The sequence below is a fragment of the Haladaptatus sp. HS23 genome, from assembly GCF_056892285.1.
Genome location: NZ_JBXGLH010000006.1, coordinates 227,752 through 249,633, shown reverse-complemented (window position 1 = coordinate 249,633; position 21,882 = coordinate 227,752). Strand labels below are relative to the sequence as shown.

The window sequence follows — 21,882 nt, the reverse complement described above, 5'->3', positions numbered from 1 at the left end:
TCGAAGGAGAATCGTGGAGGAATAGGAGTTGTTCTTCTCTCTGTCCTCGTAGATGTGAATCGACAGTCGAAATCGTGTATTTGCTACGTCTCGATGTCTTGCGTCTGTTACTATCAGCACAAATAAGAATAGAGAGTGCTCAAACACGCTATTAGAGAAAGATTTGGAACCAGTAACGTGCTATACCAGAGCGAGTAGCTATTTGTGACTAGTTGTCGAAATTGGTGGTAAACGGATGGTGGAAGTCACAGTTGACGCAGTCGTTGAGTTCGTCACAACTATTTTTGTGCTCTCAACAATGTTCTCAATGGGGCTTGAGTTGACCGTTCATCAGATTCTATCATCACTCAGGCTGCGACGACTAATGGTGAGATCCCTCCTAGTAAACCTCGTATTTGTTCCGCTTTTGGCGTATGTTCTTATCTTTGCCATCCCAATGGAAACGGGATATAGGGTCGGAATCCTCCTAATTGCCATGGCACCAGGAGCCCCGTTTGGGCCAAAACTCGCCGAGATATCAAACAGCGACATTGCGTTCGCCAGTGGTCTTATGGCTGTTTTGGGTATTATTTCCGTTGCGACGATACCGATAACAGTAGCGCTTCTCATGCCTGGCGATGTAGCTACAGATCCGCTGGGAATCGCCCAGATGGTTCTCGTTGTCCAGCTTCTGCCGTTAATCGTTGGACTCGGACTTAAAGTTCGTTATGTCCCCATTGCTACCCGTTTACATCCGCCCATACAGCGACTTTCGAACTACACGTTTCTTCTGTTAATCGGCCTCTTGGCAGCTGTTTACTTCGACAAGATGGTTCAACTTATTGGGACTGGAACGCTGTTCGTCTCAATTGTCATTGTCGTGGGTGCGTTACTGCTTGGATACGCTCTTGGAGGTCCAATACAGGATAAACGAGAGGTTCTCGCGACCACAACTGCTGCGAGAAACGCTGCCATTGCATTATTCATCGCAGCAGCTAGCTTTTCCGATCCGAATGTTCTCACGATGATTATAGCATTCTCATTTATCGGTGTCGGTATTTCCGGATTAATCGCTGCCGAGTGGAGACGGCGTGCGGACGAGTGACGAATCTTGAACGAAAGTACCAAATCACGATTAATTGGGAACACACGTCGGGTAAAGAGAGAAGACGACGCGAAAGCCGAACCCTGTTTGTTTCGTATGGCAAACCTATCTCGGGTACCCACCTAGTGGCGAAAGCTCGTCGGAAGGACTGTACTCGCTGATGTGAATGTTACCACGGAATGTTCTTGATGGACCGTCTAAGAATACCAGGACCCAGACACTACTACTTCCAGTGTATTCCGCCGATAGAAACGCTCTATCTGCCAGAATCAGCCACCCAACTGTTGATAAATTATACGGCGATATCAAAATCCGGCCCTACGGCGTAGTATCAGAGTTTATCACATCGTAGAATCGAGAACCGGATATGACTTCACTTCGTGATCTCGGACTCTCAAGTTATGAGGAAAAAGCATATCGAGGGCTGTTGACGCTCAGATCTGGTACCGCAGAAGAAGTCTCAGAGGCAAGTGATGTCCCGATGGGTCGTATCTACAATGTTCTTTCCAGTCTTGAGTCACAGAACGTTATCCGTCGGCAACCAGACCGCCACCCACGAACATACGTTGCTGTCGAACCTGACCGCACTGTCGACCGCTTGCTCACGGCACGTCGCCGTGATCTTCACCGACAACAAACACAATACGAAACGGTCGCAGCGGAAGTTCTCGCCGAGTTGGAAACCATTGCTCCGGTGGAAGGCCGTTTCTGGCCTGCGATGGTTGGTCAGGACGAAATTGCAGAGTTATTGGCCGATCGATTAGATGCCGCTACCAACAATCTTGTAATTACCGCAACTACGACCGCTGGCGGACTCTTCGGCTTCAAGAAAGTATATACACAAACGATCGGTCGCCTTACCGATACGCTTGATCGTGGTGTGAGCGTTCGATTCCTATTTACAGACCGGCTTGTTACGGAAATGCCCGACTCACTCGTTACAGAACTCAACCAGCTTCTTGATGTCTACGAGAGCTTTGAGCTTCGAACGACAGCCACGCTCTACAACACCTACGATGTTGTTGATGAGAAAAATATCTGTGTATACGTCGCGAATCCATTTGACCAAAATTCAATCCTTGGGACAGTCCAAGTGACCAATGAGAACATCGTCCAGTTCGTCCAGAATCAATGGCAACCTCGGTGGCAGGCTGCCTCCAGTCTTGAGAGTAGCTGAACCGGTCAGTGACCCCCAGTGAGTTTTAACCCGGCAACACCAGCGATGATGAACCCGGCGAACAAAAATCGAGACACATTTCGTGGTTCTCCGAAAAGGAGAATTCCAGCGATAGCAGTCCCAACTGCTCCAATGCCAGTCCAGACAGCATAGGCTGTTCCGATTGGAAGTGTTTTGACCGCTTGTGCGAGTAGTCCCATACTGATAACCATCGCTATAACAGTCAATACGCTGGGGACGGGGCGAGTGAACCCTTCAGTGTATTCAAGACCAACCGCCCAGCCAACCTCAAAGACGGCAGCGATGAGGAGATACGTCCATGACATGGCTGAAAATCAGGGAGAAGAAAGAATAATCATTGTCAATTTTATCGCATCTTGTTGTGTGTTTATTGAGAAATCCAGAATAACAATTATGCCCTCAGCAATCGTATTCTCGACAATCGCCATGTGATTACAGTCGGTGTTCAGGTAATGGTGTAGACTGCTATTAGTGAGCCCACAGTCAGAACCCTCTCGCTCGACTTCTGAACTCGCACAGTAACAGACGTAATTGGTACGATTCAATCCGCCACTTTCGCTTGATTTAAATGTCGGTCATATCGGGACGCACTAGTAAAAACGTGGACGCTGGTAAGGCAATCGAATCGCTAGGCGTAGATGTACGTCCACGTTTTGTCGAACACTTTCCACAGGCTATCGGGTACGTGTTCGACAGTGACTCAGTTTATTTTATTGCCTGATATTTCTATGGTTCGCGTCGAATGTAGCCGTTCGAACCGAAAATTGGTATGATAAAACAGAGAATTGAAGCGATCAGAGAGTACGGTACGTCGTGCATCCATGATTTTTATTAAAATCTATTCGGCACGAGAACAAGTGGATCAGTGTGGACGCTTTTGCTTTCGCATTCGTGATTTCTGACCGTGTAAATTTGTTAGAACCCTAAAATTTATTCGACCGTCACCCGTTCACAACAGCAATGAGCAGTCCATCTAATTCGCGGCCATTTACCGTGATACGTAGATCACCAAAACCATCAGAGTCAATTGTCACAGCAATTATCAGTGCAATTGAAGAGATAAACGGGGGCAAACCAGTCACGCCACTATATGAGGCCGTCGATCCAGAGGCACTTGAGGCGCTCTATGAACATGGCGACCAACGGGTTCAATTCCAATACATCGGCTACCAGGTCACAATTCAGTATGACCGAACCATTCTCGTATCTGAACTAAACATGTAGACTCTCGATTGGCAATCAATAAATCAGTGCCACCTTGATGTGAATTTTCCCCGTTTATCAATTCGATTGAAATGCTTGGGAAGCTGTGGAGGCAAGTGTAGCCACATTATTCCCTCACTAGAATTTTAGCGAACTCGGGAAAGACCAGTATTTCAGTACTTCAGAGGACATTCTCAACTAACTAGACTTGCTGTTGACTTAATGATGACAATATCATAATTTGATTTCTCGAAAGGTGAGTCATTAGGTGGCTACGTTTAAAGACAGTAGGTAAGGGTTGGGAATAGCAATTGGAGAAGAGTGTTAGTCTCTGCGTAGGTGGTGATCACAAACAACAAATGTTCTTGAAGCGTTAGTTGTTTATCCGTGCAGAGATGAAGTAACAACGTAGAACAAGGAGATAGATCAATGGTCCAAAACCTCTCTCACGAGGAGACTGCTGCACTGGGAGCAGTTGTTTTCGGCCAAGCTATCTTCGCGACGATACAGCTTGCTGGCCGCTCCTCCGTGACTGCGCTCGCCATTAGTAGTGCAACAGTGGGCGTGGTATATTATGAACTCAGTCTGGTGAGACTCGAGTAACCCAGTAATTACCCATTCCAAACCCGTGGCAGGCCCAAACTAAACGGGGAGCAGACGGATTTAACCCAGTCGTGAGTGCATCCTTCTTTCGAATATAGTTTTATTATCATCGCTTCAGTGGTGTATCCTATGATACAGTATCGATCCATCCATCAAAATGAGGAGGCTGTATGGCGGGAGTGTAGTGCTGAAATCATAGTCCAGGCAAGTTTTCCCACAGGCAACAACCGGAGACGTAGGTACACCAAACACGACACAGTTGTTGACCATCCACAAGGAAAGCAAGAACTAGCGCTGTTTCACGCAGACGGAGGAACGGAGGAGTAGAGCAATTAATGAAAGTCGTTACTACCGGAGTTCTGTACCACAAACCAGATGGAAATTGTATACTGCTTCGATCATCGAAAGTACGAAAAGCCGCCACAGAACAGCAAATGACCGAAGATGAGTTAAACGCAAGTAGATACGATCCCTGTTCTGAGTGCTTTCCAAACCAACAAACTATCGATCTGATCGAAAGGTAACTCGGTGATTCTCGGACGAATCAAATTCAAAAAGTGCTGTTTTCTTCGTTTTGAACTTCGTCTCTGTCACCACGTTATCCCCGCGAAATTTGTCGAGATTTGCGAGCTAATCAATGAGATCTACCCCATCAATTAGTTCTCTCGGCCCCTCTATCGTTTTAACTATATATTAGATTAGAAGATTCACTCAATCAAGGTTCATCGAGTTACTCCTTTCCATCCTCTATCTTTAGGTATACCCTTCAAGCAGTAACGCATGTAGAACAATGCACGTGCAGCTCGTGAGAAAATGTATGTCCCCAGATGCTACCGTTCTAGATCAAGAATTCGCTGACATGATCGACTCCTATTTTGAAAACGCAGACTCGGTACTCATCGTCAATCCCGCACCAGATGTCTTCGAGACGCTGATGCTGACTGCATCATCTATGGGTGAGCTACCAGATCTCCAGGTACTTGCCACTCCAGACGTACTCAAAGCGTCAGTAGATGATTTCATCCTCGCGAGCCAGGTGGCAGATCTGATCGAGCAAGACTCACTCGAATTGCGAACGACGACTGACATCGCTCGAAGTTCGTTGCTCGTCAGTGATGATGAAGTCCTAACGATCGTTACATTGGATGGTGAATTGACGGGGATGCGCTCGGCAGACGACGAATTAGTTGAGAACGTGCGGTCGGCGTTTGTGGACGACTGGGAAGAGGGGGAAGCGTTCACTCTCCGAACACCACCACTCTCGCGTGTTCGAGAAACGCTGAATGAAAAATTCGGTGAAGATGTCGAAGACAACTTTATGATGGTTGTTGACTCGGCTGATACGATACCTGGTGAGAACCATAATCTCGATGAAGTAGCCATTGCCTTATTAGTTGGTGCAAACAACGAGGTGCTGCTGTACGACATCAGTAAGTGGGGTGAGGATGTTGGGCTCGCAAGTAAAGCAACCTTCTCACGGAGCAAAACGCAACTCGAGGATCGTGGGCTTATCGAGACAGAGAAAGTGCCGATTGATGTTGGTCGGCCACGACTCCGGTTACTCTTAGTCCCTGACGACCTGGAGGATGTTGATATGCTTGCAGATCAGATGACAGCATAGACGTGTGTGAAAAGCCATCCTAGAACCGATTGAGGACTGGATGATTATCGTGATGATTCAGCTGTAGTCACAATACATTCCTTTTCAGGTGGGTTCGCATAGGCACTGATCCGCTGTAATCGTTGTACACCCTCGATGTCATCAATCACTGTTCGAACAGACTCTGGAACGAGCATCGACCAGTCTTGGTTCGCAATCATGCGCCGTCGAACTTCGGCGCCCCGGAACTTTTCTCTCACATAGAGCGGTGTGCTACGTACCTCGAATCCATGTTCGCTAAAGAGACGTTTCACGTGTGGATTGTTGCTGTAGACAACACCGAAGTATGGACACATGCTTATGACATGCTGGACCCACACTGAACTCCGATTGATGTCAACCACCGGAATCGGATAAATCTGAATCTCAAATGACGAGACAACGTCTGAGATCATTTGGAGCCGCTCACCACCGGTGAATGGGTTTCGAACAGAATGTGATTTCTCCGCACTACCAATTCCAATAATCATCTCATCAACGTCCGCAGCTACTTGCTCAATGAGAGATAGGTGACCATTGTGAAATGGCTGAAATCGGCCAATCAGCAGTCCCCGCATTATTCGACTGTTCGAAGGATGGGACAAAAAGACCCCGTTACAGGTTGTTGAGTGGCTCGGCAGCTGTCTTGGGATTCCTCATCAGTAGAATGTCGTAGATGACAACGTACAGCTGCTTGATTGATTATCCTTAAAGCGGGATTCAGTCTTAGCTCTCCTTTTCAATTTCGAACTATTTGTGTTCACTAGCTGCATTCAGGACCACGCTTATATTGCTTTCATTAATGTCAGGTGTTTCATGTTACTGGAGAGGGAACTCTGATTCAGTTTCTGGGAATTTCGCTGGTTTTAACTGTGCCACAAAGCATTTAACAATCTGTGATGTATGATAACATGTAGCGAGGATGCTTTGACATCACCGGATCTGGCGCCATCACCTTGATCCACCCCTCGCTCCACTCCACTTCCTTCGAGACGATCAGTTTCAAAAGAGTCAATTTATAGGTCGGCAAAATGGAGCTGAATACCCAGTTGAATCGCGAAACAGGGCGATTGCTTGCGCTCTACAAACCCCAAGTTGATGCTTTTAGTAGGTTCGTTGAGGCGATCTATTTCGGCCATAGAGCGTCCCAACATTGACCACTACGCTCTTGACTTAATACGGCTGTTCAAAACTGCCCAAGTTTTATATAACATATACGTAGAATAGAAAGTGTACATGAGTAACACTAACCTGTGTTACCTGTCAGCAACCGAAATGGCCTCACAGATTAAGCGCGGCGACCTTTCGCCGGTTGATCTCGTTGATGCTCACATAGAACGTATCGAAAATCGAAATGAGGACCTCAATGCGTTCATTACTTTCCTCACAGAAGAAGCACGGGAGGAAGCCAAAGAAGCAGAACGAGCCGTCCAAACCGAGGCAAATCTAGGCCCGCTCCATGGCGTGCCGATAGCAGTCAAGGATTTGCTCGGGGCGATCGAAGGAAACCTTCACACTCAGGGCGCTAAACCGCTCGAAAATGTCGTTGCCGAAGAGACAGCAATTGGGGTTCAGCGCCTCAAGGATGCAGGGGCGATCATCGTAGGCAAAACGAATACACCGGAGTTTGGTCACAAAGGACAGACAGACAACCTCCTGATTGGCGAAACGCCAACACCGTTTGACCTTGAGCGGACATCGGGGGGGTCATCCGGAGGGAGTGCAGCAGCCGTCGCTGACGGGATGGTACCAATTGCAACGGGATCCGATGCAGGAGGATCGTGTCGTATCCCCGCAGCTGCTTGTAGTGTTTTTGGATATTGTCCCTCTTTTACCCGTGTCCCGCACATTCATCGACCGAATATGTTCGTTGCTCCCCCATTCTTCCAGATAGGGACACTCTCTCGGTCGGTATCAGACGCCGCAGTTATGCTTGATGTGATGACCGGGCCCCATCCAATGGACCCATACGGTCTCCCGGATGATGGGGTCGATTACATCGAAGCTACAAAACAACCTATCGCAGGACTTGATATTGCTTATAGCCCCAATCTGGACGATCTCTTCCCTGTTGATCCGGTTGTTCAATCGACCGTCGAGGACTCTTTAGATGCTTTTGAAACATTGGATGCTAATGTCGAAGAGGTAGAAATTGGTATTGAACAAACATTCGACGAACTGTGGGACGCTTTTATGGATCACTGGAGCGTCACGATGGCAGGGATCAACGAAGCAGTCAAAGGGATGCATGGGATCGATATGTACGGTGATGAACCCGAAAATTTACCCAATTCAGTCACTGAGAAGATAGAAGAAGGTAAGGAAATAAGTGCTCTCGAACTTGGTGCTCACCAAGGAAGTATCACAGCATTCTATCGCACCATACATAATCTGTTTGATGAGTATGATTTACTCGTTACTCCTACACTTTCAATAGAGCCACCCTCTACAGACTACGTTTCCGGACCTCCAGAAATAAACGGTAGAGAAATGCCTAGTGCCCTCGGGTGGTTTTTGACTTGGCCATTCAATTTTACGGCCACACCGAACGCCTCTATCCCTGCCGGATTTACTCAGAATGAGCTGCCTGTGGGGCTACAAATTATTGGACCTCGGTACCAAGATGAACGTGTCTTCTCAGCAAGTGCCGGGTTTGAACGAGTTAATCCGTGGGCTAATGCGTATCCTCCCCGTTAGCCTCTCGGAAGAGTACTAAAGCCGTCCTGACGTACTGTTTTCCCGTACTTCGGTTCAGCTCTTTCTCACAATCGGCCCACCAGCATTGTATACTTAAGCCAATCTAAGCGAGCAGTTCGAAGGTTTCGTGCCTTGTCAGATATAGAACTGCTCAGCGAGACGGCAGAACGAACCACAAAGACCACCGTCATCGGGGACACTCTGACCTAGACACGTACACAGACGGCATATCTACGACAACCCACAATCTCACACGGAGGCAGCGCTCCACATTACGTCTTTCACCTCCGATAGATTTTGGAGGCGGGCAGTGATCGCTGAAATGAGAGAGAATTAACAACAAATTACAATTTTATACTTAGTTCCCAACCACAATATTATATAAATGGCATGCTAATAGATGACATAGGGGGAAAGACACACTGTGTATCTGTTTCCAAGCAACGGAACCAAACCGATCAGACACCGGTCGACCGGTTCTTATGCCGCATGTAGGGTACGTTCTAAAGTCAAATCTTCTCGTCCAATGTCATGACCGAGCGCACACCGCCGTCCGACGATGAGGATGAACAGAACGATACAATTGTCTACCAGACAAAATTTGATCCGACAACGGACAGCGTTAGTGAAACAGTGATCAGAGTGGTTGCGACACTCAATGACGTCGAGCCCACCGACCTCCCGCTCCTCTCGAAGGTTGTTGATCCCGAAGCACTCGATGCACTCTTCGGACCGAAAGCTAGTGGAGTCCAGCGCCACACAAACGCATATCTCCAATTTGAGTACGATGCATATTCGGTAAGAGCCGATACCGCTGGGCAAATCACGGTGTACCAGTCCGACTCTGAAATTGACGACTAACCGGGCGTGAAAGCAAAAGTGACTGCTCTCACTTCTATTGTCGATAGCTCAGGCAAGAGATCAGTTAGCTTGGGGAATCGTACGAGTCAATAATTTCGAGGAGGTGTTCGAGGTGGTTTCCATCGCGATAGCGAATGGTCTCACTGCGCTCATCATAGTCAATGACCTCATGCTCGGCGAGTTTCGGCAGGTGCATATGGACAAGCGTGATCCGTGCTTGTTCAGGGCTTGTGACAGTCTCAACTTTTTCGTGGACGTAGTCAACCAATTCGGAGAACTCGGCTGTTGGCGTCTCTCTGGCACTGAAATGCTGGATGACAGCCCGCCGGGTAGGTTTTGTGAGCAATTTACTGGCGGTACTGAGCGAGAGCTCTGGAGTCAATGAGTTGTCGGAATTCGGTGGTACACTCATGGGTAGTGGGTTCGGTTGTGGGGCGCGCGTGGTCGCTGCAATACGACACTCCGGGAGGGCGTAGACGAAATCAGCAAATTATCCGGAGGCGGTCTGTGCTATTTGTTCACAGAGAAAGCGGTAGCATAATACTTAAATGTTATGATACTATTAGTGATGAATTAAATCAACGTTGATTCAAACCTACGGAGCATAGACAGACAGTTCGCTATAATATACCGTAACAATCGCCAACCAGTCCAGAAATAAAAACGTCAAGGTTAGCATACTATTATGACCCGTATTAGCGCCTGTACAACCGAAAAACGAACGAATGAGGGGACTAAACACGTTCGCGGGAGTCAATGAGAGTCAGTGAGGAAGTTTGTCGCCCACACATCAGGGCGCGGTGGGTCCAGATCGCCCATCGCAAGCGCCACATCAGGAGCAGTGAGACGGGGCTGCACGGATTCAGATGGATCCGCGACGGACCAACCACCGTTATCATCCCAACGACCCGTAGACAGCGCGGACAGCAGATCTAGCGCCATCAGGGCGATGGCGCTATCGGTGCATATTCTTGTGAAGTGGGCGAGTTAGACCAACAGGCTGTTTTCCGAGAACCAGCAGCAGGACTGTCACTGGAAGTGAGCCAATGGGGCTGTCTGTAAGAGTGAGAGTGATTATGGAAGGAGAAGGCGTCTCCCAGTAGTATTTAGCTTATTTACTCCGGAAATATGGTGTGGTACTAGTGGATTGTCTGAGTAGTAGACGACAACTATCTGTGATGGTAAATTTCACTTGAAAAACGGGGTGTGTGACGTCAAGATGAGCGCTGTTTCTGCCGGCCGACTGCCCACAGGATACGAGAAGTTGTGAGTGCAGATCGATTAGAGGTTGGTGGTGTGGGCGTGGGTGGGGGCGGTTATCGGGAAGACACGGGGATTCGGGTAATAACAGAGTCTAATTCTGTGACTCTGACCGCCAAACAGATCCCTCGCCGATATTCGACTGAATTAGCACGGGGATACTCATGCTAATTCATTTAGGGCTTAGGTAGAGTGAGCTTGAGAGGGTTGTCTACCGTACCAGGGATAAAAAGAGCTGTAATGGTGGTTAGTTCGTCAGTTCTTTTCGTCCCGTACTCACGCAGGTCCGCCGATTTTATGCTGGTTGGTACGATTTATCGTCGAGGATGATCTTCTCGTCGTTGGCGATAACCACGGTATCGGGGTGGCTGTTGTTCAAAACTGCATGATCCCAGCCAGTATAGAGAGTCGACTGAGTGTCCTCACCACTCCCATTCCGGACAGTAACTGACTCGCCTGCTCCAAGAGTAAAGTCACCGAACGTATAGTTTTGTCCGCGTCCGTCTTCGAAGCTGAGGATGAAGTCTGTCATGTCGATAGCCGAATTACCATCGTTCTTGAGTGTGGCGTACTCGTTATTGAGATCTCCATCCTGATTCGGGCGAATGTCGGTGATCACAACCGGTTCTTCCTCTGGCTGTTCAGAGGTCAGTTGTGCACCAGGATTGCCAGCTTCAGTCACAAACGATGCGAGGGTGTCGATTGTCGCGGTCGGTTCCTCAACGGTCGAGACAACTCGATAGTCGGTCTGCAATTGCTCGGGAGTAAGCGTACAGCGGACATAACCTCGATCAGCATTCGAAAGTCGCTGCCATGGTTCGCCCGCCGAGGGACCATACTGGGTGAGCCCCGACGTATCTCCGAACGATGAGATCGACGTGCCGACAAATTCTGTACCTACTGTGTCGGAGTCAGGGTTCGAAAAGTCAGCCTTGAGATTATAGGCGTAGTTGTGGTGGACGTCACCAGTGATGACCACAGGGTTGAGATCGTCATTTTTTGCCATCGCATCGAGCACTGTCTGCCGATCAGCCCGGTAGCCATCCCACTTGTCGCCGCCGCCGAAATCCACCTTGGTCGGGTCTGCGTTTTCATCCGTTGCCGCGAGGGGAACTTGATTCGCAAGGACGTTCCACTTGGATGTGGACTTATCAAATCCATTGAGCAGCCATTGTTCCTGCTCGTCGCCGAGAATAGTTCGTTCCGGATCCTTCGCTTCCTCGCTGGAAGAGGTCTGATCATCACGATACTGCCGGGTGTCGAGCACGTTGAACTCGGCCAGTTGGCCAAACGTAAATCGACGGTAGAGCGGCATGTCTGGGCCATCAGGCATTCGTGACCGGCGTATCGGTTGGTGCTCCCAGTACGCTTGGTAAGCCGCGGCTCGCCGTTTGAGGAACTCTTCTGGGGGTGTTCCCTCGTCTATCTCGTCGGCGTAATTATTTGCGACTTCGTGGTCGTCCCAGGTAACGATCCAGGGGAACGCCGCATGGGCATCCTGGAGGTTCGAATCCGTTTTGTACTGCGCATAGCGAATGCGGTAATCGCTTAAACTCTTGATCTCACGTGGTGGTTCGTGGGCCCGGTCGAACGATCCTTCTGCGCCACCTTCGTATATGTAGTCGCCAAGATGGAAGGCCAGGTCAAGGTCTTCTTCGGCGAGGTGCTGATGGGAGGTGTAATAGCCGGATGGATAGTTCTGACAGGAGGCGAATGCGAAGCTAAGTTCGTCGACATCCGAGTCGGCTGCGGGGGCAGTCTTCGTTCGGCCGACTGGGCTTTTATTTGAGCCAACATGGAATTGATAGTAGTATTCTGTGTTGGGCTCAAGTCCTTCCGGTTCAACGTGCACGGAATGGGCATGTTCTGGACGAGCGTAGGCTGTTCCGTCTTTCACGACGTGCTGCATATTCTCTCGGGTGGCTACCTTCCAAGCGACAGGGACTTTTTTGTCCGACATGCCACCATCGGCTTGGAGTGGCTTTGGTGCAAGACGCGTCCAGAGGACGACCGAGTCAGGAAGAGGATCACCAGAAGCGACGCCTAGGGTGAAGAGGTTATCACTTTGCTTGGTCGAACTGTCCTTTTTTCCAGCAGCAAGTCCGACTGTCCCGAATGTCGTAAGTCCTGCCACGCCTGTTGCCGTCCGGAGGAATTCACGACGTTTAGAGGAAAGGAGTTTGGTTTGTTGGAAATCCGTCTTATTATTACTGTCAATTTCTGCCATTTTATCCGCATAATATGCTCAATCGTCGGCGTAAGAATATTTATAATAGTTCTCTACCAATATATATTTGGTAGAGAAAAGCTAGGAAAGAACTGGACACATCAATCGTGGTATGTAGACAACGTAGTGGTTGGTATCCAACTAAACAGTGTGGACGAGCGCATGATGGTTCGGCAACTCACAAGAAGAGATGGGATAACAGTGATTCCTTACCAACATTTTTTGCTGAACGGCAAATTGAGCCGAAGTCAAGAGTGCTAGATAGTGCTCGTTAGTTTATTCCGGGGATTTTAGGTCAGTGATGACTGGTAAATGCTCAAATTCGAGGTATTAATCACTTGATCATTAAGAGGTGCGCTATTTCTGTTAGAGACGATATCGGTTCGTTCGCAGTGAAGAAACGGAAGAAGTAAGCTAGCAGCAGTCTGCGAGCGCACACTCGTCAGTGGCTTCCGTACCACAGTCCTTACACGTCCAGTAGGTGTGATCGGCGCTGCCGTACGTGTCGTTGCCCGTGTACGGGCCACTGACACGCTCCTCGGAGGGGAAAGCACGAGTGTTCTGTCGTCGGTTGCATGTTCGACGGCGGCCATGTGTTTGCAGGAAGCGTTGTAGTGGATGTGATGCAGGCACGTACAGGCCATTAGTTGAGAGGCGTGTGGTGCTCCGGAGTAGCTGAAGCGTTCGCTCATCGGATTCTATGTTTGGGAAAGAGCACAAGTAGACCGTGACGGTCTTCTCTCCCTATTGGTTTTCTGTTCGATACGACCGATGAGCCTCTGTAGACAGAAGAGTGCAGTTGTGAACGCAGTAAAACGAGGGAAATCAGCAATCGCCGACTACCATTTGATGTTCTGGCTTGGTGTTGTGCTTGGTCGAGTAGATCCTGCTTAGTCGTCAGTGGAAACCGGTGCTGGTGCTGCCGATCCAGCTTTGTCTTCCCGCGAGAAGTAGGAGGCCAACGCCGGACCGCTAACGTTGTGCCAGATGCTGAACAATGCTGGAAGGAGCGCCGCAGTTGGCGAGAAGAATGACGTCGCGAGCGCTACGGCGAGACCGCTGTTTTGCAGTCCGACCTCGAACGTACAGGTACGAACCCGTTTCTCACTCATTCCGGTAAGACGGCCGACGCCATACCCGGCCCCGAGACCAATCGAATTGTGTGCAATGACAGCGACCACGACGACGGCTCCGGCGGTCGCGATCGTTTCCTGACTGAGGCCGACGACGGCCGCGACGATAGCAACGATTGCGACGACGCTCACTGTTGGGAATACCTCGATGCTCGCTTCGGCGACAGACGGTGCCCTCCGGTCAAGTACATACCGAATGGCGAAACCGGCAGTCACAGGGACTAGCACTACCTGCACGATGCTGAAAAACAGATCCGCGAAGGTGACACTCAGCTGCTCCCCCGCGAGGAAGATGACCCATGCAGGCATCACGATAGGTGCCGCAAGCGTTGTCACAGTGGTGATGGCAACAGAGAGTGCCACATCGCCGTCCCCAAGGTAAGTCATCACGTTCGAGGCGGTACCACCAGGTGCCGCGCCGACGAGGATAGCGCCAAGGGCGAGTTCTGGAGGCAGCGAGAGTACGACGGCGACGAGATAGGCCGCGGTCGGCATGACCACCCACTGAGTAAGTGCCCCGATGAAGACGTCACGTGGTCGCTCGAAAAGCCGCTCAAAGTCCACTGGCTGAAGCGTGATTCCCATCCCAAGCATGATGATGCCGAGAAGTGGCGTGATGTACGGGCCGATCCATGTGAACGCCGGTGGAACGACGAACGCGATAGCGGAGAACGCAAGCACCCAGACGACGAAGTATCGATTCGCAAATGCACTAACACGTTTTGCGGCGTTCAGACTGTTCATAGCTCTTCCACGATAGTCCGTAATTGTCTTTGATTCATATCTTGAAAAATTCCCGGTTGCAGATTTATTCCTGCCGGACATGCCCAAAATTGCCGATATTGGTGCTCCATACAGGACGTAGACTGAATAGTGCCCAATTTGGACGATTGGAACGACTTCGCAATCTCATCACCGAAGAACTCGTCGATATCCGAGTGCAAAACCCAGAAGAGGAGTTTTCCACACAAAGGGGACATCATTCCGGCAGTTCCCGAGGACGACTCGCATCGCGAAGGTTAGTAAGATAAGCGAGTAGCCGTTTATGTTTAATGACTACATTTACAAGACTACTCACGACGATTCTGATCTGACGATTGGTGTTGTGGTTTCAGTGGATGTAGTGAGCGTGGTGTTTCTGAATCAATTTGAGGAGAACAGTGAACGGGAGTATATTGTCCCCACGGAATTTCCTGGAAAGTGTGAGGAGAAAGGGATTAAGCAATATTTGTACGAGGTTGGTGAACTAGAGTCTGTGACGCTGTCGTAGTCCATCTTTCCCTACTGGATGATTTGTGGAAAAAAGAGCTATGACGATATTCGTAGAGTGATTCGTGCGGTCGAGTTTCCGGCAGTGATCGCTCGGTGGGATGCAGATACGGTTGGGATGAAACAGCAGCCAGTGCTTCAGCGGCTCGAAGACCCGCATGATCTGGATGCGTTGGAACGTGGAAAATTGAGTCCGCGGGTGTTGTCCGGTGGATTGCGGAAGACTAGCCAAAAGAGAATCGAATTCGGAACGCACTCACGAGAGGATCGTCAATGGATCACACAATTTAACGTCCTCTGCGATTTCGTGCTGGGCTGTGATGTCTCGGACAACAGTACGAAGTTTTGTATCGGCGGTAACCAGATGGACGGTATCATCGGTAGCGAGGCCACAGACGAGTGCTGGAATGTATTGGTCGGCTTTGACAGTGTGTTCCGGAAGTGTATCGTCTGCAATCCGTCGACGCGCTTCGTCAATGACACCACTATATCTCTCAAAATTCGGTGTTCGAAGCACGAGAAATCCTTCGTCGACGAGATCCTGAATTGCTTGTGCCGAGGCACGATGATTAGCAGGTGCATTGTCAGCTGCAAGCACGTCGTCAACGAGTTCTTGCTTTACCGAACGCGGGAGGATAAGGGTGATTCCCCCTTTGACGGCGGTACGAACGCGATCCGGAAATGCTCGGCCGTGCCTGATAACTGCGTTTGCATCCAGTACAACGACAGTCATCGGTTAAACAACTCGAGTTCAGACGCCAGTCGAAGGAAATCGGCGTGCTGCATGTCAAGCATGCCACTCGCCTCGCGATAGGTGAGTTCTCCGGCATCGACACGCTCCCAGATATCGAGGAGCTCGTCGATGATACCGTCACCATACGTCGCAAGCATATAACCGATTGTTTCAGACTCTGTCTCGACAGCTGTTGCTATGGCATCCAGTGACAGTTGAATATCGAATTCAACGGCACTGTAGGTTGCAGGCTTCATTTGCTCGCGATGCAGGAGCCCCGCTTGGTGCAACTCACGGCAATAGTCGTGCGCTGTCGTGTGGGGAATTCCGAGGTCGTCTTTGAGGGCTGTTACGGTAAACCACTCGTGATCGGCCGCGTAGCTAAGGATATCAAGCTTCCGATCGTTTGCGAGTTGTTCAAACACAGTTTGAAGACGTTTTCGCGAGATGGGAGTATCGTCTGTGACGCTCATACGAAATTCACGAATATACGAGTTACTCGTATATCCCTAAGCGTTTCGCACTGCCTACGTTCGGAGAGGAGATATTATGTATTCGGTCACAAGCGGTCGTTGTCCGATGATAATGTTGCTGTACAATCAGGGGTATTAATGTGATTTGCTACCATTTATCACAACGACGATGTCCATTCAGGGTACTGATTCAGTAGGTGGGGAATCACTTCTCCGCAGAAATAACGTCCGTCTCGCTGAATTCCTTCTCTCTGAACAAATTGTGAAAACAGCCTCGTGGTTCGTAATCGGGAGTGTGTTCGTTAGTCTAGTTACCGCTCAGCTCATCGGAAAATACCACGTTCCAATCGAAATACTCATTTTCTTGTTCATAGGACAGGGTCTCTTCATCGTCGGCTTCTATTATCTACAGCAGGCGACATTCCCTCCAAAATACCATCCAATAGACTGAATAACTGTAGATAAGAGATAGGAAAGGATGCGATCGATTGTAGTGACTCCATCGATAACCGGGTTCTTCCGCCAGGGTCAGTGGTCACTCCCCTTATGCAGTGCAACCACAGTCGTGCCAATTGAACGCACTAGTTATCTTCTACTGCATCGGCGATACGCTGGAGTTGCCGAGTGACGTCACGTACCTCATCGCGGAGTTGACGAACTTCCTTGACGAGTTCCTCATTACCGCCACGTTCGCTCTCACCAGGTCGACCACCGGGAGCACCGCCGCCCATCATGCCACCCATCATCTGTGCCATTGGATTACCGCCGCCCATGCCAGGGCCCCCACTACTACCGAAGGGGCTCTCAGGTCGTTCACCTTCCCCCTCTTCAGCGCGTTGTTCACGCATTTCTTCGACACGCTCTCGGAACGATTGTTCCTCGGAATTGTCTTGAGAATCTGTCGCTTCTTGTGTGGGTTCGTCGCTTGTTTCGGTATTGTCGTCAACCATACGTCTGGTTCTGATCCCTTTGTCATAAAAGAATGGCGACTGATGATCTTTTCAAGAGCGTTTGCGGTCATCGGTATGTCTTGTGTATGGCGCTGGGATCAATTGAACGAGGGTAGATTGCAAAGCAATCGGTTTCAATTAGCGACTGTCGTTCGTTTTTGTCTCTGATTTCAGCGTCGGTCTGAGCTGATTGTGCAGAGCCGTCGTCTCTCACGCCAATTCTGCATGCTTAGTCGAAAGCAAGAGAGTAGTAGCGCTTTCGTGCATCGGCAAACGAGAAGCGTGAGTCGACGAGATCGTGGTCTTCGAGTTGCGTAAGTGCGTAGCGAACCGTGCGTGTTGGAAGGAGAGATTTATCGGCGAGTTCTCCTTGTGTGAGCGAATCATTGTTGTATTCGAGTGTCTTCACGACCAGTTTTGCACTTGGAGTGAGCTCAGACAGCACATCAGTCGGTGGGGGTGTGTTTGGATCATCTGTATCGTCTGACGTTGGGGTACGTTGTTCCATTGGTCGGCAGATGTGGCTAGTTAGCCAAGGCACTATTGATATGGCAGAGACGTCTGTCGGGTTGAAACTGGTCTCCTACAGATATCGTTTCAGTGGTGTGAATCCGAATGCGAGGGATGGGATTCGAACCCATGGACGTCTACACGAGCGGGTCTTAAGCCCACCGCCGTTGGCCTGGCTTGGCAACCCTCGCTTATCGGACGATTATTTTGGTTTGGATAAATGAATTACTAATTGTCGGAGAGCGCTAAGCAATAGCGTTGTGCCGGGAGCAGTTAGTTAAACCTCTTGTGCCGAGTGAGAGTGCTGAAGAGCCTGAATGGCTACGTCGGTTAACCGATGAGGTCTCGATCCATTAGCACCGTAGAAATTACTGTTAGAGCTTGGTTTTGAGAGACTGGTCAGAACGCCTTTTTCTGGTCTGTTCATTGGACTCGGTGGCCCGAGGAAACTCGGCCACCATCCCTAATCGAAGTAACGTCAGAGGCGCTACCTCCCCAGGGTAGCTGTGAACGCAGTTCAGGTCACAGCGGCTACCCGTTTGTCATCCAACCCGCAGCATCTCTCAATCCGGCTCATATGGGGGCGTGGTCCCGCTGTCATGCTTCCGGCGGAAATCTCCCGGGGGCGGATCGTATTCAAGAGAACCCAACAAGATACTATCGTCAGTGAGTCCAGTTTGAGTTAGCTGATCCGGTTGAACTGTCTATACTACTGTTATTGGCGTGAGGAAGTTCGAGGTCGCTCGTTGTCTTGCAGCGCAGCTGCAATCGCTTCGAGCTCTGCCTTCCGGAACGCGTTTGACGTATGGTCTGGGTTATCGTCGTCCAGTTCGCCGATTTTCCAGAGGATTCCAGCCCGCATCTGGGGTTTGGGTGGGAGATTGGTCGTGTCGATATCGTAGTTGACAGCCGCACAGATTGCTGCAAGGGCTTCTTTGGTGAAGGACGTCGATTCAATCCGTTCGTATCTCCCAACAGCCTGTCGAATTTCGTTGCGGAGTTCGTTGACGGTTTGTGGCATAGATACAGTGGCAGTGCGAGTTGGCATGTCGATTCTGGTTTCTGCTGTGATAGAATGATCCTCTATTTTTTACGTACGGATAGTTGTTCTCGGGGCACACTAGAATTCACAGTAAGGAGCCAGTGGTCGTACCAAGACCAGACGTTAGCTGTTGGTGGGTCTGCAGCCCTGTCTGGAATCGCTGAATAATCTTTGACTGGTGTTCTGGACATGCAATGGGTACAATTGCGCCGTCTTGGACAGGGATCAGGGATTGGGCTGCAGAATACGACGCGAAACGACAGCCGGGACACGAGATACCACCAGCGGGTTGGTGATGGAGGAGCGTTGCTGTGTCGTCAGAGGTGAGCCCACAGATCGAAGTGAATTGCTCGAGATGGTCATCACAACTGAGAACTGGAATGCGGAGATGATCTAAAAGGAGAAATGACACAGCCTGCTGGCTCTCGGGATCGAGAGCAGATTGACACGCATCACAATCGAGAGCTGGGAGATCGTCAGTGATTTCCGACCGGGATTGCGGGAAATCTGCTTGATTCATTATGTAGTGTCGCAGGCTCCAATACGGATAAGTAATTGGGACGTTTGCCAGGGAAAGCACGTGAGGGCCGATACGCGATACAGTTATCGGGATTTGGAAGGCGTTCGATGTTAGCATAATATACTAACCTTGTTATCAACGCTGAAGCAATCAGTGTGAACGGATGACCTGAAAACAGTGCTATGTTCGACTAAGAGAAGGTATGAGCTCGTCCAAAAGCGTAAGCCAGTACAGGGAACCATTGAAGCTGTCACAGTTGAAATTTTCTGGCTCTGCATCGTTTTCGCTATCCACCGATAGACATACGTTGAGAGTTCGTGGACGTGGTGCGGGCACGTGCAGGCCATTAGCTCTTCGGTCACGTCGTCGATGGAGACTGTGTACTGGAAGGCAGCGAGGTTCTTGTGGCTCTTGTTGGTGACGTCGATGAGTCTGGGGGCATCGACGTCGGAGGAGAGTTGTTCGGCCTATGTGCGTTTCTGTGCCGTCTTGACAGTGCGTGGGCTGCGTACGATATGTATCGTCGAAATATATTGACCACGGAGTATACGATTTTAGCTCAACCAACGAACGTGATTTGCATCAAATTTCGGTAAGTAATCGCCACCGACGTGTCTACTACCTCAGCAGAAAGTGAGGACCAAGGGCTAACCTGGAAGAAAGATGTTGATGAGCGCAACGACGATACCGGCGATTCCCATCCGAATTCCGGCAATATACCACCGCTGGCGAGAGATCGATGCCATGTACGCTCCGAAGGCGAACAAAACGCCGCATGCCATGGCGACAGAGAGTATCGTGGCTTGGAGCAGCGAGAGTGCTGGCCCCTCGAAGAGAAATGGAATAAGCGGTACGATGAGCCCACACAACGGCCCGAGGCCACTCATGAGAGCATTAACTACCTGATTACTGGTTTTGTTTCGTTCGACCTGTGTATTACTCAGGTCAGTAAGCATCGCATCTTCGAGGTCGTGCAGTTCGGCACGCATCTCGGCACGCTCGATCTCCCAGACACTCCAGATGCCCGAGGTCGTGAGACCGACAGCACCGCCGAGGCCGATCGCAATGACTTGTAACCCGTCAGAGACTCCGGAGAGATATGCGCTGACGGTGACTCCGACGCCAGTCAGTGCGCCGTCGAACCCGTTCGAGACGAAGTATCGTCTCGCGATCGGCCCAATCCTATCATCGATTCGTTCCAGGAGAGACACCGAGTTTTCCGCACCCATCAGTCCTGAGGCGTGGGTGCATCTTCGACGAGATGCTCTCCACAAACGACCTGATCGACCGAGTGGATCGTCCCGCCGGCGTCTGTGACGGACGCTTTTACATCGTCGTACTTGATCTCATCGCCTTCGAGCGTAAGTTTCAAGTTTTTGACTTCTTGGTCGAGTTCGATGAGCGTCGCGTTGACAGCGGCGACGTTGTTCGTCCCGGCGATATGTTGAGCGAATTCGACTGTCGACGGTTCGTGCGGTTTCAGTACGTCAATAACTAACCGCTTAACAGGGGCCATCACACTATCTTACAATGCACAGTTTATAGTTCATTTGGTGGACGAACATCAGAAGAGATCGAGTGTGAATCGATACTTCAGTATAATTCAGCATTATTAGCGTTCAGCGGGATAGAGAGATCCTGCAAGGTTACGTTCGATAGACTTCATGACAAGGCAGGCGAATGGCGTTGACGACTCGTTGTCTCGAGCAGAAACAGATTCGTAGATAGTAGATAGGGATATCAAGCGAAACAGGGAGCAAAACGAGGAGAGAAAGTGTCAAAACGAACGCTGGCAATGCCAACATACGGACCATGGATAACACTTGAACTTGGGGCCACAGATCGTTTCTTCGCTCTGTTTCTCCTAGACGATACGGAGCTCATTCAACTGCAGTAACTGGTTCATCTCACCAGCTAGGCAACGCATCTGGCTTCCTCTGTCTCTATCAGTGGCATAAGGGACTGTAAGCTGTCACACCGAATTGGTAGTGGGGAGAAAACTAGTAAGCGAATCTTTCTTTGAACTTTGGTTTTCGTGCTAATGGGGAAACCGACGTCTCGTAAGTGGACATGAGATTCTCGGATGAGGAACGCATCCCTTTCCGCCTTCTATAGATGAATTCAGCGTTTGCAGGCCTCAAACGGCAGATTAGTGAGGCACATAATGGACAATTCGAACACTTCAGAACCTGTGAGCGACGAAATCTGAGGTATGAGGTATATCTTGTGTATTTTAAGCCAGAGAATCCTGTACGACAATGAATGAGGTATTCAGATGAACACATTTGATTGATTTCGCCATCATAATCACTCTCGGGTGATGCCACCGACCGCAATCGTCTCCGGATAGCGCCCATCATATTCGAAGTTGTCCGTAGCATCGAAGCTCTCGAATGCGAGGACAACATCGACACCGCTCTCGTAGATGACGTCCTTCGTCGGGTGCAAACTTCCCGTAAGCCACGCACTGAGTAGGCGAT

Annotated in this window: 22 protein-coding genes and 1 tRNA gene; 8 read left to right on the top strand and 15 right to left on the bottom strand. The window is 49.9% G+C overall.

Annotated features, from left to right (window positions below; all coding sequences use genetic code 11):
• Window positions 1-235: 235 nt before the first annotated feature.
• Together AC1XDK_RS17625 and AC1XDK_RS17620 are read left to right on the top strand one after the other, a co-directional pair.
• Window positions 236-1,084, top strand: a complete 849-nt coding sequence (locus AC1XDK_RS17625; protein ID WP_483351276.1) for a bile acid:sodium symporter family protein — start codon at window positions 236-238, stop codon at window positions 1,082-1,084.
• Window positions 1,085-1,451: 367 nt separating this feature from the next.
• Window positions 1,452-2,261 (top strand): TrmB family transcriptional regulator, encoded by an 810-nt coding sequence (locus AC1XDK_RS17620; RefSeq protein WP_483351275.1) that lies wholly within the window; start codon window positions 1,452-1,454, stop codon window positions 2,259-2,261.
• A 5-nt stretch (window positions 2,262-2,266) separates the two neighbouring features.
• On the opposite strand, the gene sugE is transcribed toward AC1XDK_RS17620, so the two are convergent.
• The gene (gene sugE / locus AC1XDK_RS17615; RefSeq protein ID WP_483351274.1) at window positions 2,267-2,587 is read right to left on the bottom strand and encodes a quaternary ammonium compound efflux SMR transporter SugE; all 321 of its coding nucleotides are present in this window, start codon (window positions 2,585-2,587) and stop codon (window positions 2,267-2,269) included.
• A 655-nt stretch (window positions 2,588-3,242) separates the two neighbouring features.
• On the opposite strand from sugE, the gene AC1XDK_RS17610 reads away from it, so the two are divergent.
• The 3 genes from AC1XDK_RS17610 to tbsP all read left to right on the top strand — a co-directional run bounded on the left by AC1XDK_RS17610 (window position 3,243) and on the right by tbsP (window position 5,709).
• Complete coding sequence (locus tag AC1XDK_RS17610) at window positions 3,243-3,506, top strand: HalOD1 output domain-containing protein (protein WP_483351273.1); 264 nt, start codon at window positions 3,243-3,245, stop codon at window positions 3,504-3,506.
• A 408-nt stretch (window positions 3,507-3,914) separates the two neighbouring features.
• Entirely contained in the window at window positions 3,915-4,088 is a 174-nt protein-coding gene (locus tag AC1XDK_RS17605; RefSeq protein ID WP_483351272.1) for a hypothetical protein, read from the top strand.
• Between the two features lie 817 nt (window positions 4,089-4,905).
• Window positions 4,906-5,709, top strand: coding sequence for a transcriptional regulator TbsP (gene tbsP / locus AC1XDK_RS17600; RefSeq protein WP_483351271.1), 804 nt, complete (start codon window positions 4,906-4,908; stop codon window positions 5,707-5,709).
• A gap of 44 nt (window positions 5,710-5,753) precedes the next feature.
• On the opposite strand, the gene AC1XDK_RS17595 is transcribed toward tbsP, so the two are convergent.
• Complete coding sequence (locus tag AC1XDK_RS17595) at window positions 5,754-6,305, bottom strand: nicotinamide-nucleotide adenylyltransferase (protein ID WP_483351270.1); 552 nt, start codon at window positions 6,303-6,305, stop codon at window positions 5,754-5,756.
• Between the two features lie 658 nt (window positions 6,306-6,963).
• Between AC1XDK_RS17595 and AC1XDK_RS17590 the strand changes: the two genes are divergently transcribed.
• The gene (locus AC1XDK_RS17590; RefSeq protein WP_483351269.1) at window positions 6,964-8,424 is read left to right on the top strand and encodes an amidase; all 1,461 of its coding nucleotides are present in this window, start codon (window positions 6,964-6,966) and stop codon (window positions 8,422-8,424) included.
• Window positions 8,425-8,955: 531 nt separating this feature from the next.
• Window positions 8,956-9,285 (top strand): DdfA family disk-determining factor, encoded by a 330-nt coding sequence (gene ddfA / locus AC1XDK_RS17585; protein WP_483351268.1) that lies wholly within the window; start codon window positions 8,956-8,958, stop codon window positions 9,283-9,285.
• 64 nt (window positions 9,286-9,349) lie between these two features.
• Here ddfA and AC1XDK_RS17580 read toward each other — a convergent pair whose 3' ends face one another.
• From AC1XDK_RS17580 to AC1XDK_RS17565, 4 genes are all read right to left on the bottom strand, one after another.
• Window positions 9,350-9,697: a DUF7344 domain-containing protein gene (locus AC1XDK_RS17580; protein WP_483351267.1), complete on the bottom strand. Its 348-nt coding sequence runs from the start codon at window positions 9,695-9,697 to the stop codon at window positions 9,350-9,352.
• A 1,143-nt stretch (window positions 9,698-10,840) separates the two neighbouring features.
• Window positions 10,841-12,772: an alkaline phosphatase D family protein gene (locus AC1XDK_RS17575; protein ID WP_483351266.1), complete on the bottom strand. Its 1,932-nt coding sequence runs from the start codon at window positions 12,770-12,772 to the stop codon at window positions 10,841-10,843.
• A 414-nt stretch (window positions 12,773-13,186) separates the two neighbouring features.
• Complete coding sequence (locus AC1XDK_RS17570; RefSeq protein WP_483351265.1) at window positions 13,187-13,405, bottom strand: DUF8118 domain-containing protein; 219 nt, start codon at window positions 13,403-13,405, stop codon at window positions 13,187-13,189.
• A gap of 257 nt (window positions 13,406-13,662) precedes the next feature.
• On the bottom strand, window positions 13,663-14,649 hold the full coding sequence (locus AC1XDK_RS17565) for a bile acid:sodium symporter family protein (protein WP_483351264.1): 987 nt from the start codon (window positions 14,647-14,649) through the stop codon (window positions 13,663-13,665).
• Between the two features lie 301 nt (window positions 14,650-14,950).
• On the opposite strand from AC1XDK_RS17565, the gene AC1XDK_RS17560 reads away from it, so the two are divergent.
• A complete protein-coding gene (locus tag AC1XDK_RS17560; RefSeq protein ID WP_483351263.1) occupies window positions 14,951-15,175 on the top strand; it encodes a DUF7961 domain-containing protein in 225 nt (74 codons plus the stop codon).
• A 255-nt stretch (window positions 15,176-15,430) separates the two neighbouring features.
• Here AC1XDK_RS17560 and AC1XDK_RS17555 read toward each other — a convergent pair whose 3' ends face one another.
• The 9 genes from AC1XDK_RS17555 to AC1XDK_RS17515 form a co-directional block, all read right to left on the bottom strand.
• On the bottom strand, window positions 15,431-15,907 hold the full coding sequence (locus tag AC1XDK_RS17555; RefSeq protein ID WP_483351262.1) for a PIN domain-containing protein: 477 nt from the start codon (window positions 15,905-15,907) through the stop codon (window positions 15,431-15,433).
• A complete protein-coding gene (locus AC1XDK_RS17550; RefSeq protein ID WP_483351261.1) occupies window positions 15,904-16,380 on the bottom strand; it encodes a helix-turn-helix domain-containing protein in 477 nt (158 codons plus the stop codon). The genes AC1XDK_RS17555 and AC1XDK_RS17550 overlap by 4 nt, the downstream gene beginning before the upstream one ends.
• A gap of 581 nt (window positions 16,381-16,961) precedes the next feature.
• Window positions 16,962-17,330 carry a hypothetical protein gene (locus AC1XDK_RS17545; RefSeq protein ID WP_483351260.1) on the bottom strand — a complete coding sequence of 123 codons (369 nt, stop codon included), beginning with the start codon at window positions 17,328-17,330 and terminating at the stop codon, window positions 16,962-16,964.
• Window positions 17,331-17,559: 229 nt separating this feature from the next.
• Window positions 17,560-17,838, bottom strand: a complete 279-nt coding sequence (locus tag AC1XDK_RS17540; RefSeq protein ID WP_483351259.1) for an ArsR family transcriptional regulator — start codon at window positions 17,836-17,838, stop codon at window positions 17,560-17,562.
• Between the two features lie 108 nt (window positions 17,839-17,946).
• Window positions 17,947-18,031, bottom strand: a tRNA-Leu gene (locus AC1XDK_RS17535).
• 524 nt (window positions 18,032-18,555) lie between these two features.
• Complete coding sequence (locus tag AC1XDK_RS17530; protein ID WP_483351258.1) at window positions 18,556-18,861, bottom strand: hypothetical protein; 306 nt, start codon at window positions 18,859-18,861, stop codon at window positions 18,556-18,558.
• A gap of 1,188 nt (window positions 18,862-20,049) precedes the next feature.
• A complete protein-coding gene (locus AC1XDK_RS17525) occupies window positions 20,050-20,631 on the bottom strand; it encodes a VIT1/CCC1 transporter family protein (protein ID WP_483351257.1) in 582 nt (193 codons plus the stop codon).
• Entirely contained in the window at window positions 20,631-20,918 is a 288-nt protein-coding gene (locus AC1XDK_RS17520; protein ID WP_483351256.1) for a DUF211 domain-containing protein, read from the bottom strand. Before AC1XDK_RS17520 ends, AC1XDK_RS17525 begins: the two co-directional genes overlap by 1 nt.
• A 791-nt stretch (window positions 20,919-21,709) precedes the next feature.
• On the bottom strand, window positions 21,710-21,850 hold the full coding sequence (locus tag AC1XDK_RS17515) for a hypothetical protein (RefSeq protein ID WP_483351255.1): 141 nt from the start codon (window positions 21,848-21,850) through the stop codon (window positions 21,710-21,712).
• Window positions 21,851-21,882 lie beyond the last annotated feature (32 nt).

Coding starts and splice junctions, on each gene's coding strand:
- AC1XDK_RS17625 (WP_483351276.1), top strand. CDS start 236: ATGGTGGAAGTCACAGTTGACGCAGTCGTTGAGTTCGTCACAACTATT.
- AC1XDK_RS17620 (WP_483351275.1), top strand. CDS start 1,452: ATGACTTCACTTCGTGATCTCGGACTCTCAAGTTATGAGGAAAAAGCA.
- sugE (WP_483351274.1), bottom strand. CDS start 2,587: ATGTCATGGACGTATCTCCTCATCGCTGCCGTCTTTGAGGTTGGCTGG.
- AC1XDK_RS17610 (WP_483351273.1), top strand. CDS start 3,243: ATGAGCAGTCCATCTAATTCGCGGCCATTTACCGTGATACGTAGATCA.
- AC1XDK_RS17605 (WP_483351272.1), top strand. CDS start 3,915: ATGGTCCAAAACCTCTCTCACGAGGAGACTGCTGCACTGGGAGCAGTT.
- tbsP (WP_483351271.1), top strand. CDS start 4,906: ATGTCCCCAGATGCTACCGTTCTAGATCAAGAATTCGCTGACATGATC.
- AC1XDK_RS17595 (WP_483351270.1), bottom strand. CDS start 6,305: ATGCGGGGACTGCTGATTGGCCGATTTCAGCCATTTCACAATGGTCAC.
- AC1XDK_RS17590 (WP_483351269.1), top strand. CDS start 6,964: ATGAGTAACACTAACCTGTGTTACCTGTCAGCAACCGAAATGGCCTCA.
- ddfA (WP_483351268.1), top strand. CDS start 8,956: ATGACCGAGCGCACACCGCCGTCCGACGATGAGGATGAACAGAACGAT.
- AC1XDK_RS17580 (WP_483351267.1), bottom strand. CDS start 9,697: ATGAGTGTACCACCGAATTCCGACAACTCATTGACTCCAGAGCTCTCG.
- AC1XDK_RS17575 (WP_483351266.1), bottom strand. CDS start 12,772: ATGGCAGAAATTGACAGTAATAATAAGACGGATTTCCAACAAACCAAA.
- AC1XDK_RS17565 (WP_483351264.1), bottom strand. CDS start 14,649: ATGAACAGTCTGAACGCCGCAAAACGTGTTAGTGCATTTGCGAATCGA.
- AC1XDK_RS17560 (WP_483351263.1), top strand. CDS start 14,951: ATGTTTAATGACTACATTTACAAGACTACTCACGACGATTCTGATCTG.
- AC1XDK_RS17555 (WP_483351262.1), bottom strand. CDS start 15,907: ATGACTGTCGTTGTACTGGATGCAAACGCAGTTATCAGGCACGGCCGA.
- AC1XDK_RS17550 (WP_483351261.1), bottom strand. CDS start 16,380: ATGAGCGTCACAGACGATACTCCCATCTCGCGAAAACGTCTTCAAACT.
- AC1XDK_RS17545 (WP_483351260.1), bottom strand. CDS start 17,330: ATGGTTGACGACAATACCGAAACAAGCGACGAACCCACACAAGAAGCG.
- AC1XDK_RS17540 (WP_483351259.1), bottom strand. CDS start 17,838: ATGGAACAACGTACCCCAACGTCAGACGATACAGATGATCCAAACACA.
- AC1XDK_RS17530 (WP_483351258.1), bottom strand. CDS start 18,861: ATGCCACAAACCGTCAACGAACTCCGCAACGAAATTCGACAGGCTGTT.
- AC1XDK_RS17525 (WP_483351257.1), bottom strand. CDS start 20,631: ATGGGTGCGGAAAACTCGGTGTCTCTCCTGGAACGAATCGATGATAGG.
- AC1XDK_RS17520 (WP_483351256.1), bottom strand. CDS start 20,918: ATGGCCCCTGTTAAGCGGTTAGTTATTGACGTACTGAAACCGCACGAA.